This window comes from Pirellulales bacterium (genome assembly GCA_035656635.1).
Taxonomy (GTDB): Bacteria; Planctomycetota; Planctomycetia; order Pirellulales; family JADZDJ01; genus DATJYL01.
This window is the reverse complement of sequence record DASRSD010000095.1, coordinates 1-11,929: the sequence shown is the minus strand read 5'-3', so window position 1 is coordinate 11,929 and position 11,929 is coordinate 1. Positions and strand designations below refer to the sequence as shown.

Sequence of the window (11,929 nt, the reverse complement as noted above, 5' to 3'; positions counted from 1 at the left end):
TGCCGCCCTCAATGGCCTACGAATGGACGGACCTGGCGTATTTGCAACTGCAAGCAGGGAACAGCGCCATGTGGTTTTTCGCTTTGGCGGTGCTGTTTGTGTTCTTGGTGTTAGCGGCGCAATACGAAAGTTGGTCGCTGCCGCTGGCGGTCATTTTGGTGGTTCCCATGTGCTTGTTGTTTTCCGTGACGGGCATTCAGGCGGCGGGGAACGACGTGAACATTTTTACGCAAATTGGTTTTGTGGTGCTGGTCGGGCTGGCCAGCAAGAACGCAATTCTGATCGTCGAGTTCGCCAAGGTGCAGCGCGAAAACGGCATGTCTCGCCGCGAGGCCACGTTAGATGCCGTGCGGCTGCGGTTGCGCCCTATTTTAATGACTTCCTTCGCGTTCATCCTCGGCGTGGTGCCGCTGGTAGTGGCCAGCGGCGCAGGAGCCGAAATGCGCCGCACGCTGGGAATTGCCGTATTCAGCGGCATGCTGGGCGTAACCTTGTTCGGCGTGTTTTTGACGCCAATTTTCTTTTATGTCATTCAGGGCTGGAACGACCGCCATCCAAAAAAACGGCACGTTCCGGCGGTCGAATCTCAGCAGCCGCCATACGCTGCGCCGGAATGATTGCCAAATAGGCTAGCAGCGCTTGCACCCTGCATCGGTAAACTTTCGCCTGCAGGCGGCATGTAAGCCGGATGTTGCACAATCTTGGCAATATATATGGCGCTAGCAGCCCGCTGCAGATTCGAGTTTGCCGGAAGTGTCGATGATTCCAATTGTGCGGATGGTAGTAACTCTGCCGATTCCGAAAACTCATCGAGTCTTCCGTGTTCACAGTTCCATTGGAAGAACGTAGTGCGCAGCGGCGCGGACTAATTAGCAACACCGAAATCGCCCGCCGGCGACGGAGGTGGCTAGCCACATGCGCTCTGATGCTGTTTTTTCTGACCGGCTGCACTTCGTGGCGCGATTACATTCACAACGGCTTCAAAGTTGGTCCCAATTACGGTCGCCCCGCCGCACCGGTGGCCCGGCAATGGATCGACGCCAACGATCTGCGCGTGAAAACCGACGAAGACGACATGTGCCAGTGGTGGACCGTCTTCAACGATCCGGTTTTGAACGACATGGTTTGCACCGCCTATCATCAAAACCTAACGCTGCGCGAAGCTGGATTCCGAATTTTGGAAGCCCGGGCACAGTTGGGAATTACTATTGGCAATTTATTTCCGCAAACGCAAAACGCAACCGGCAGCTACCTGGCCATTGCCAACAGCCAAGAAACGGCGCAAGGCATCAATGGGTTTGGGCAGCAGTTTTTCAACCAATGGAATTTTGGATTCAACTTGGCGTGGGAGCTGGATTTTTGGGGTCGTTTCCGCCGGGCGATCGAAGAAAATTCCGATTTGCTCGATGCCTCGGTGGAAGATTACGACGGCGCCTTGGTCACGCTATTGGGCGATGTGGCCACGGCCTATGTGAACATGCGCACGTTGGAACAGCGCATTAAATACGCCGAAGACAACGTGAAGATTCAAAAAGACACGCTGGATATCGTCGAAGCCCGCTTCAAAGTCAGCACAATCAGCGAGCTGGATGTCGATCAGGCGCGAACGACGCTGGAAGCCACCGAAGCGGCCATTTCCGAATTGCAAATTGACCTGCGGCAAACCATCTTGCAGCTTTGCACCCTGATGGGCATGCCGCCGGAAGATTTGCTCGCCCGCGTCGGCAAGGGGCCCATTCCCACGACGCCAAAAGATGTGGCCGTGGGCATTCCGGCCGATTTGCTGCGTCGCCGGCCCGATGTGCGCGCGGCGGAGCGCCGGTTGGCGGCCCAGTGTGCGGCAATCGGCATTGCCGATTCGGAATTCTATCCGCACATTTCAATCGTGGGCACACTCGGCTGGAGCGCACAAAACTTAGGTCATTTATTCGAGCCGGCGGCGCTCAATAGCAACGTGGGCCCTTCGTTCCAGTGGGATTTGCTCAATTACGGACGGCTGCTGAACAACGTCAAGCTGCAAGACGCGTCCTTTCAAGAATTGTTGGCCACCTACCAACAAAGCGTGTTGAACGCCAATCAAGATGTCGAGAACGGTTTGGTCACCTTCTTGCGCGGGCAGGAACGGACCGCTCACCAGCAGGCTTCGGTCAATAGCGCGGTGCAGGCGGTCAACATCGCGCTGAAGCAATATCAAGCGGGCACCGCCGATTTCACCACCGTGACGCAAGTCGAGCAAATTCAGGTGCAGCAGCAAGATTTGCTCGCCCAGGCCGAAGGGGAAATTGGAACGGGGCTAATTACCGTTTATCGCGCACTAGGGGGTGGATGGCAAATTCGCCTGCAGGGCTGCAATGAAGAATTACCGCCCCCGCCAGACGTAATGTATGCGCTGCCGCCAACACTGGAAACCGTGCCCATGCCTCGGCCGGCCAGTCCTCAATCGTCTGGCACGCAATCACCGAGCACACAATCGCCGGGCACACAATTGCCAGCGACACAGTCGCCCGGAGCATCACCACCCAGCTCGCAGTCGCCAAGCTCGCAACCATTGGAGCTTCCCAGACCGTTGCCACCGCCGCGGCGGCCGGGTGCTTCGCCATTGCCGGGATTGCCGTCCCCATTGCCCCCGCTTTCGACAACACCAAGCTACAACTGGTGGTCGTCGAGACAACAAAACGGCCTGCCTGTTGGGCCAGCATTGGCACCAGCGGTTGGCATGCCCGCAGGGATGCCGCAAGCACAATCGCAACTGCCGCTGGGCGCGACATCGCAAAATGCCTCACCGCCGCCTGATTCGGCGGGCTTCTTGCAAAACTCTGATTCGCAAATCACTATGGCGACGACCACTCGGCCTGCAACTTCCCCAATGACGACTTACCCGATTGTCCCCTCAATAGCCACTCCGGCAACGGCCACTCCGCCGGTGGCGACAGGCGTTTTGGCATTGCCCGCTCCGCCGAATGCGGCGCAATATCGCTAACGGACCACAACATGGGACGGATGCCCCTCAATTTTCCGGCGCGAACGGTGGCGTGCTTGGCACTGGTCGCCCTGGGCAGCGCCGCCTTGGGCGCAATGGCCACGGCGGCGCCGCCCAGCCATGGCTGGTGGTTTTGTCCAGGCATTTCGTTGTATCGCCCGTGCCTGATTTGTCCGAACGATTACTGTCCCAAGCCGACGCCTTGTCCGCCTTGTTCGGTTTGCTGCTTCGGACCGAACGATTATTGCTGCAAACCGTTGCCCTGCACGCCGCCGTATTGTGGTTTCGGCTGCGACGATTATTGCTGCAAGCCACCGCCGGAAATTTCGCCGTGTTATACGCCTCCAGGATCGACTTGCGGCTCGCCCGATCGTCCATACTGCCCTGGCAGCAACACAAATTCTTGCAGCCTAAGCTCGCCCAATCCGACGAGCGCAAAACCATAAAAAACAGGGGACCAATTGGATTTTTTGGGTGGCTGGGGTCGAACGAAGTGAGCACCCAACGGCTCAACTTCCGGGGGCTCGGCGGCCTCGACCCCGGCCACCCATTCGTTTTCAATTCAAATAACGCGAAAAATAGGCTGCAGTTCTAAACCGGCTTGCGCAGCAGTTTCTCAACCACATTTCCGGCCACGTCGGTCAGGCGAAAATCACGCCCTTGATAACGATAAGTCAGCCGTTTGTGATCTAGCCCGAACAAGTGCAGCATGGTGGCATGCAGATCGTTAATTTCCATGCGATCTTCAACGGCGTTCCAGCCAATTTCGTCGGTAGCGCCAATCACTCGACCGCCGGGCACTCCGCCGCCGGCCATCCAAACGGAAAAACTCCCCGGATGATGATCACGACCGCTCACTTCGCCGCCGGCGGAACGATTTTCGCCCACCGGGGTGCGGCCAAACTCGCCGGCCCACACCACCAGCGTGGTATCTAACAGTCCGCGCTGTTTCAGGTCCTTAAGTAATGCGGCAATGGGCTGATCGACCGTTTTACACAGCCGCGTGTGGTTGGGAACCAAGTTGAAGTGCGCATCCCAATTGCCAAAATAAATGTTGACAAACCGCACGCCCCGTTCAACCAGCCGGCGCGCCAATAAGCAATTGCGGGCAAAGCTTTTTTCCTCGGCATCGACGCGGTTCATGCCATACGCTTCCCGTGTCGCGGCAGATTCGCCTGAAAGCTCCGTCAATTCCGGCGCGGCAGATTGCATGCGGAAAGCCAATTCGTAATTGGCAATGCGGGTGAGAATTTCGGGATCGCCCACTTGCTCATAATGCTGCCGATTCAATTCCGCCACCGCGTCAAGACTAGAGCGGTGGGCGGCGGCATCCAAGCCGGCCGGATTGTCGACATTCAAAATTGGCGGGCCTTCGCTGCGAAACAGCACACCTTGATAATCGGACGGCAGAAAAGCGTTGGACCAATTTGACGAGCCGCCATCGGGCTCGGGCCCCGTCTTAAGCACCACGTAGCCGGGCAGGTTTTCCGAGGGGCTGCCCAAACCGTACACCAGCCAAGACCCCAGCGGGGGGCGGCCGACGCGCATGAAGCCGGTATTCAGCAAAATTTGGGCCGGCCGATGGTTGAACGATTCGGAGTGGAGTGTGCGCACCAACGCAATATCGTCGGCGCAACCGCCGATTTGCGGCAAAAGCTCGGAAAACTCCAGGCCCGATTGCCCATGCTTTTGAAATTTGAACGGTGATGCTTTCAGTCGGGCGGTCTCTTTCTTGACGAAGGCAAATTGCGCATTGGCCAAGAGAGATTCGGGAATGGGTTGGCCATCGAGTTCCGTGAGCCGCGGCTTGGGATCGAACAGATCGAGCTGGCTCGGCCCGCCCCACATGAAAAAGAAAATACAATTGGTGGCCGTGGGCGCGAAATGAGTTTTGCGCGGCGCCAGGGGATCGCTTCTGCCGCTTGAATCGGCTGCCAACAAACCTTCGCTGGCCATGAGACTGGCCAGAGCAATGCCGCTGAGCCCACGAATGCCGCCGGCCAACAGGCTACGACGACTAAGCACCGGTTGCTGTCCTAAAATTTCCAGCATGGTTCATTCTCGGGTAATGGTTTCGTCAAGATTGAGCACGGTGCGCGCCACGACAAACCAAGCGGCTGCCTGGGCGGCGTCTGACAATTTGGGATCAACCTGTGCCAGCTTTGCCGCTTCCTCCGGTTGATTGCGGTATTGTGCTGCGACATCGTCGAACAACTTGACGAGCCTGTTTTGCTCCGCTGCCGTGGGCTCGCGCGAAAGGCAACGTTGGAACAATATCGAAATTTTTTGGGCCGTTGTCTCCTCCGCAGAAGCTTCAACGGAAACGGCGGCGGATGCTGGGCCATTCAGACTTTTTCCCAAAGCTCGCGTCGCGGCCACCACAACCGAATCATTCATTAAATCGAGCGATTGAATGGGCGTATCTGTCCGGCGGCGAAGGGGACAACTGGCGGCGCCATCGGGGGCATCGAGCGCGACCAGCAGCGGAGAGGGATCGGCGCGCTTCACGATGGCGTACATGCCGCGGCGGTAAATTTCGCTGGGCGATTGCGGCGCAAGCTGTGGTTCCCAATCGTCGGGAATATCGTCGGGCGACGGCGTAGCAGAAAATCCGCGCCCGCCGATTTGCTCGTTCAACAACCCGCTAACTGCAAGGATGGTGTCGCGGACCGCTTCCGCTTCCAAACGAAAGCGATTTTGCCGGGCGAGCAAACGGTTCTGCGGATCGCGTTCCGCCAATTCGCTGCGCGCTGCCGAGCTTTGCCGATACGTGGCCGAAGTGACGATGCGGCGGATCATCGCTTTGCGGCTCCAACCGCAGCGGATGTATTCACTGGCCAACCAATCGAGCAATTCGGGGTGCGCAGGAGCATCGCCCTGCATGCCGAAATCTCCCGGCGTATCGACCAAGCCCACGCCGAACAAATGCTGCCAGCAATCGTTGGCGGCCACGCGCGCCGTTAACGGATTGGCCGGATCGACCAGCCACTCTGCCAAATCCAAACGCGTCAGACGATGCGGTGATAATTGGACATCTTCCTCGTCATCCTCTTTTTTCGGCGCAGCAGGTGCGGAAATGGGTGCACCTTTGCTAAATGCCGACAGCAACGCCGGTTCGACTTTATCACCTGGGCGGCGGAAATCGCCCCGGAGATGCACGAAAGTTTCGCGCGGAATTGTGCGCTCGCAGATGCTTTGCGCGGCATAGGTACCGCAGAGCTTGGCAAAGTTGGCGCGGGCCGAATTCCAGTCGTGTAGCGCCGCATTTTCCGGTTGAGAAATCGATTGATAATACCGCTGAAGTGCGGCCTGATCGTCCGAGGTCCTATGGGTAGGAGGCAAATCGACCAAGTGGCGAATTTCGTCGGGCACAACGGGGCCAGCCAGTTGCTGGGGATCGCAATCGGTGACTGAAATTCGAAACCGAGCCAGGTTGTTGCCGCTGCCCGTGTATTGCTCCAATCGCACAACAAGGCGTCCGCCATCAGGCACATCTAGCGGCTTGGATAAAACAAACACCGCGGCGTGGGGAACACCGATTTGATCCAGCGCCCAACCGGCGGTTTCGCCGCACGGGATGGCGTCGGCCGCGGCAAATCCGCTTTCGCAATAATCTGCCTGAGCTGATGCAATTTCTGCTTTCACCAGCGGCAAGGATTTATCGGCCTGGCCCACTTGCACTGAGATGCCGGTTAACACGGCGCGCTGGTCGGCGCCACGACCCGGGCCACGGTCAAACCGGTACGGATTGCACAGCGATTCAACGCGAATCGCCGTCAGTTTATGCACTGGCGCTTTGCAGGCAATGGTATACGAATCGGTGCTCGACAAACGGCCGTCGACAAACAGTGAGCCATTATCGAGCGGATGCAACGTGGCAAAGTGTGCGGAGCGAAATGAAGGAAGTTCTAGCTCATGGGGAGTTTTCCACACGGGCGGCTGCGCGGCAACTTTTGCTTCCCACTGCGATTGCCCCTCGGTGCCCGCGGCCAAAAACTTGTCGCGGGCCGCTTCCAATGGTTGCCGTGCGGCAGCCAGTTGATTTGCATCGTTGGTTCGCGGAGCGTCGATCAGGCAATTTTCCAGACTGTCGAAGAACGCATACAGGCTATAAAAATCTCGCTGCGAAATCGGGTCGTATTTGTGCGCATGGCACTCGGCGCAACCAAGGGTCAAACCCAGCCAGGCTGTGCCAACGGCGGAAGTGCGGTCGAGGGTGGTTTTCACGCGCTCGGCTTCCAAATCGATGCCCGCTTCGTGATTGGACAGCGCATTCCGTTGAAAACCAGCGGCAATGCAGGTTTCTGTAGTAGCATTGGGCAACAAGTCGCCGGCGATTTGTTGGATGGTGAATTGGTCGAACGGAAGATCGCGATTCACCGCTTCGATGACCCAATCGCGCCAGCGCCAAGCAAAGGGCCGATACAAATCGATGGCACAGCCGCTGCTGTCGGCGTAGCGGGCGCGATCGAGCCAGTGCCGGCCCCAGCGTTCGCCGAAATGGGGCGACGCAAGCAGCCGATCGACCAAGCGCTCGTAGGCATCGGGGCGCGCATCGGCGAGAAATTCATTCACGTCTTGCGGCGCCGGGGGGAAGCCGAGCAAATCGAAACTCAACCGGCGAATGAGCGTTTGCCGGCTGGCTTCCGGCGACGGCGAAATGCCTGCGTGCTCCAGTTTGGAAAGCACAAAGGCATCGATTTCGTTGCGCACCCAGGCCTGATTTTGCACCGCCGGCGGATCGATGCGGCGCACCGGTTGATACGACCAATGCATCAAGCGCGGATCACCGTCCGATGCATTCGACGAATTGGCCGGCCAGTTTGCGCCGCCGTTAATCCAAGCGGCAAGGGTCGCTACTTCCGCGCTCGTTAGTCGTTCGCCTTTAGGCGGCATGACGGTGTCGCCTTTGCCACTGACGTATTCGATCAGCAGTGAATCGGCGGCGTGCCCGGGCCGAATATCAACGCCGCCATCGCCTCCCTTCAAAGCATTGGCAGCGACATCCAGCCGCAACCCACTTTCTTGCTTCTCGGCGCCATGACACTTATAGCAATGGGCCGATAGGATGCCCTGGGCCGAGGAAATAAGATCGGTCGATACCGGTGGCGCAGCGTCAGCAGCCAGAGATGCAGCGCACCATCCAGCCACGATCGCCAGACCGACCATCCAGATTGGCGGAACGCATCGGTCGAACATGGAAGCCTAACGACGGTGGGACCGCACGAACACTGGCGATCGCGGGATGAAATTCGCACAGGCTCGCGCGGTTGGAGCGCAGTATACCGCCCTGGAACGCCGCTTACAAAGAGATCTGGTTGGCCGGTGGTCGCCTAATTTGGCCACTCCACAATGTAGCGACGGCTGTCCTCAGCCGTCTGTGGCCATGGGTGATGACCCGCTTTTCAAGGGATTTTTTGCTTTGAACGCGGGGGTTTATTGCTATAATGAACCCGGGCTAAAGCTGCTGATTTTGGGGAAAAGCAGCCTGCGGAATTCTTTCCGCAGGGCGTGGAACTGGGATGAACAAGCACCGAACGATTGCCTGCATGCGCGCAAATTTCAAATTCTATGCGCTGGGGTTTTATTTCTTAGCGGCGGCCTGGCTGGCGGCCGGAATGAACGTTGCTCACGCCGCCGCGCCGGTGATTTTACCAGCGGCTCCCATGCTGCCGACGATTGCCTCCACCGTTTATAACGTCACGGTCTCCAATCCCGCGATCGATGGCGGCGCGGTGGCCACCACGGGCAGTTCGAACAACGCGGCGGTCATCAATGCGTACATCAGTTACGTCTCGTCCCACGGCGGCGGTATTGTGCAACTGCCTACTCCGGCGTCTGGAACCTCAATTTACAAGTCAGGCATGCTTACCATGGCGAGCAATGTGAACTTGCAAATTGGGACGAACGCGATCCTTCAAGCCTCTACTGCCGGCGCCACGCTAATTACGACCCCTTCCTCCAACACTTCGAACATGGCGATTACCGGCGGCGGCATCATCGATGGCCATGCGACAGCCACCAGCAGCAATAACTTGGTAAGCCTTCAGAAAGTAACCAACCTGCTCATTTCGGGCGTAACCATCGAGAACGCCGGCCACGAACATCTTGTTCCCGAAAAAGACACCAACGTTACGATCAGCAACGTGAACATCAACGACGACTTTTCCATCGCCAACAGCACGGCCAAAACATATTTGGACAATACCGATGCCATTGACTACTCGGGCAGCAATTTCTTAATCAAGGGTTGCACCATTGCCGCCGGCGATGACGATATTGTCGCCAAGCCCGCCAGCACCGCGTGCAACAACATTGTGATCAGCAACAACACCATCATTTCCGGTCATGGCATTTCCATTGGCGGCGGCACGGCCGCTGGCGTTTCGAACATGATTGTGGCCAATTGCACGTTCAATCCGGCCCTGGGCAATAACCCCAGCAAAAACAGCATTCCCTACGGATTGCGGATGAAGGCCGAAGATGGGAATGATCCCAATCAGACCCAATCGGGCGACGTAGGCGGCGGGCTGGCTCACCCGTTACAGAACGTGAAATACATTAACATTACGATGACCAACGTGAAAACCCCGATCGCTATCGAAAGCTTTTACGACGGAGGGGACACTTTTGCGCCCAATCCTACCGACAGCGGAAGCTATACGTATGGTTCTGCAACACCGACCGACATCAGCACCGATACGCAATCTCCCCTGTGGTACAACATCTCCTATGAAAATGTGACCGCCACCGGCGCCACGAATGTTGCTCGAATTAACGGGCTCAATGCCACCACCGATCCGGTAAATAAACTGTATGCCAACGCCTTGGACGGTTTGGCGTTCAGCAACGTGCACCTTACCGGCAGCGCCGACATGCAGTTGTATTACGGAGCCGATGTCGATCTTTCGGGATTAACGGTTACTGCTCCGCCTTCCGATTTGTTCGGGCTGACGAATTCAACGACCGGTGCGCCGCCATTGCTGGCCGGCGACTTCAATCGTGATGGCCACGTGAATTCTTCCGACATCAACGCCATGCTGGTGGCATTGACGAACTTACCGGCCTACGAAGCCTCGCACGGAAATCTGACGACGGTGCAAATGGACGTGATCGGCGATTTGAACAACGATTTCGTCGTGAATAACCTCGATTTGCAAGCTCTGCTAAACCTGTTTCAAGCCGGCGGTTTTGGTTCGACTACCAGCGTGCCGGAGCCGGCTTCGTTGACGCTGCTCATGCTAGGCCTGGGCACCATGGTTGTCTTGAGGACGGCGGTTGTCTTGCGGTTGCGCCGCCGCGAGCAATAGGTTTTTCGGCAACCGCCACTAGAAGTTAATTAGCAATTGCTGCCGATAGAATATCCGCTGCGCTTGCATGCGGGGCACTGGCCTGATAGGCAATCACTGTCGAATTAAGCCGCTTTTCGCCGGCGAGCTGAGCACAGCCCAAGGGCCGCCAGCCCCAATCCGCCCAACACAAACGTGGATGGCTCGGGCACAGAAGTTACGCTGCCGTGGCCGGCAAGCAAATAATTCAACAGCGCCTGGACGTCCATGTTATTAAACTTGTTTGCGCCAGTCACGTCCGCATATTGGCCAATGTTGGCGGAAGTGACGCCGTGAGAAGAAGGAGTGCCGTTGCCAAAATCGGTCGACAAGTAACCGTTCAAGTTCGTTAAGGACTGTTCCAAGGCCGCGATATCTTTGGCATCAACATTTCCGTCAAAATTCATGTCGCCAACCAGCAAGGAGGAAGTCACACTTAAGCCCATCAACACCACATCTTTGCCGGTTCCGGAATCAGTAACCGTAGCGCCCAGTGTGTTGTTGGCGCTGGGGGCGTCAGGCCAGGTGATGGTGCCTGTGTAACTGATCGTCCAGTTGTAAGTGGACGAACCGAACGTTGCGGAAACCGTGCTTCCCTGGGTCAACTGCGTTAAACCGTTCGCGGTGTAAAAAGTGCGCGTGGTGGCGGCTTCGCCTGTCGCGCCGGTAATGCCGCCCGTGCCATCGCCGTCAAAATCGTTATCAAACAGTCCCAAATTTTGCGGCACGCCTGCGGTAACGACCGGCGCCGCATCCAGCACTAGGTTGAGGCGTGCCGATTGATTATTGGTCACCGAGTTATCCAAGCCTAAATTTCGATCAACCTGAATGGTGCGCACGCCGCCGGTGCCATGCGTATTCAAACCGTAATGAAATTCAACAGTGCCCAATGAACCCGAGTTTGCACCCGCGGCACTGCTGCTGGGTCCAATTAAAAAATTGTTCACGCGGATGTGTCCGTCCGGCCCGGTATTGTAAACTCGCATGGTTCCCGTGGAATAAATACCGGTACTGGAAAATGCTGGACCATTGCCAACCCCGCTGGTTGGACCAAGGCGAATTCCTGCGGTCGTGCTGCTGGAGAATAACAGGCCTGCTTCCAGCGTGCCGCCATAGTAATTCCAAGTGCCGTTGCCGGCAGATGGAGTTGCGACACTGTTGACCGTAATGCTTTGGGTTTGCCCAAGGTCGATATCGTTATCTTCATTAATAAACGTTCCGCCAAATTGGTTAACAATTCCCGTGCCGGCGCGGCCGATATTTGCCTGGGCGGTTCCGGCGCTGCCATAATTATTCGCGCTGATATTGCCGGCGCCGCCGCTATCGCGTTGAATCAGCGTACCGCTTTTAATGTTCAGCGTGTTCGTGGCAGTATTCTCACCCGCACTGACGTACAATCGCCAAATTACAAAAGCTGGCATGTCCGTTCCGCCGTTAGCGCTGTTATTATCATCGTTGTAACCGTAAGGCAACGGCCGCGGTGGTGATGTGTTTGCAGGATCGTTAGGCTGAAAATAAGGCAGACCGGTTGTCGGATTAATGGAATCATTGGCCGGATCGAAATTCACGTTAAACGGTCCGGCGCCCCCGGTGCTGCTGCTGCCAATATCGGCATCGGTTG

At 57.1% G+C, this 11,929-nt stretch carries 7 protein-coding genes; 4 read left to right on the top strand and 3 right to left on the bottom strand.

Annotated elements, in window-relative coordinates; all coding sequences use genetic code 11:
- The 3 genes from VFE46_08755 to VFE46_08745 form a co-directional block, all read left to right on the top strand.
- Positions 1-617: efflux RND transporter permease subunit (locus VFE46_08755; GenBank protein HZZ28078.1), on the top strand; the 617-nt coding region annotated here is incomplete at its 5' end.
- Positions 618-820: 203 nt separating this feature from the next.
- Positions 821-2,980: a TolC family protein gene (locus VFE46_08750; protein HZZ28077.1), complete on the top strand. Its 2,160-nt coding sequence runs from the start codon at positions 821-823 to the stop codon at positions 2,978-2,980.
- An 11-nt stretch (positions 2,981-2,991) separates the two neighbouring features.
- Entirely contained in the window at positions 2,992-3,426 is a 435-nt protein-coding gene (locus VFE46_08745) for a hypothetical protein (GenBank protein ID HZZ28076.1), read from the top strand.
- Between the two features lie 145 nt (positions 3,427-3,571).
- Here the strand turns inward: VFE46_08745 and VFE46_08740 are convergent, their stop codons facing one another.
- On the bottom strand, positions 3,572-5,032 hold the full coding sequence (locus VFE46_08740) for a DUF1501 domain-containing protein (protein ID HZZ28075.1): 1,461 nt from the start codon (positions 5,030-5,032) through the stop codon (positions 3,572-3,574).
- Positions 5,033-5,035: 3 nt separating this feature from the next.
- On the bottom strand, positions 5,036-8,179 hold the full coding sequence (locus VFE46_08735) for a PSD1 and planctomycete cytochrome C domain-containing protein (GenBank protein HZZ28074.1): 3,144 nt from the start codon (positions 8,177-8,179) through the stop codon (positions 5,036-5,038).
- A 350-nt stretch (positions 8,180-8,529) separates the two neighbouring features.
- Between VFE46_08735 and VFE46_08730 the strand changes: the two genes are divergently transcribed.
- On the top strand, positions 8,530-10,290 hold the full coding sequence (locus tag VFE46_08730) for a glycosyl hydrolase family 28 protein (protein HZZ28073.1): 1,761 nt from the start codon (positions 8,530-8,532) through the stop codon (positions 10,288-10,290).
- A gap of 104 nt (positions 10,291-10,394) precedes the next feature.
- On the opposite strand, the gene VFE46_08725 is transcribed toward VFE46_08730, so the two are convergent.
- The coding region (locus VFE46_08725; GenBank protein ID HZZ28072.1) for a dockerin type I domain-containing protein at positions 10,395-11,929 on the bottom strand (1,535 nt) is incomplete at its 5' end.

Coding starts and splice junctions, on each gene's coding strand:
- VFE46_08730 (HZZ28073.1), top strand. CDS start 8,530: ATGCGCGCAAATTTCAAATTCTATGCGCTGGGGTTTTATTTCTTAGCG.
- VFE46_08735 (HZZ28074.1), bottom strand. CDS start 8,179: ATGTTCGACCGATGCGTTCCGCCAATCTGGATGGTCGGTCTGGCGATC.
- VFE46_08745 (HZZ28076.1), top strand. CDS start 2,992: ATGGGACGGATGCCCCTCAATTTTCCGGCGCGAACGGTGGCGTGCTTG.
- VFE46_08740 (HZZ28075.1), bottom strand. CDS start 5,032: ATGCTGGAAATTTTAGGACAGCAACCGGTGCTTAGTCGTCGTAGCCTG.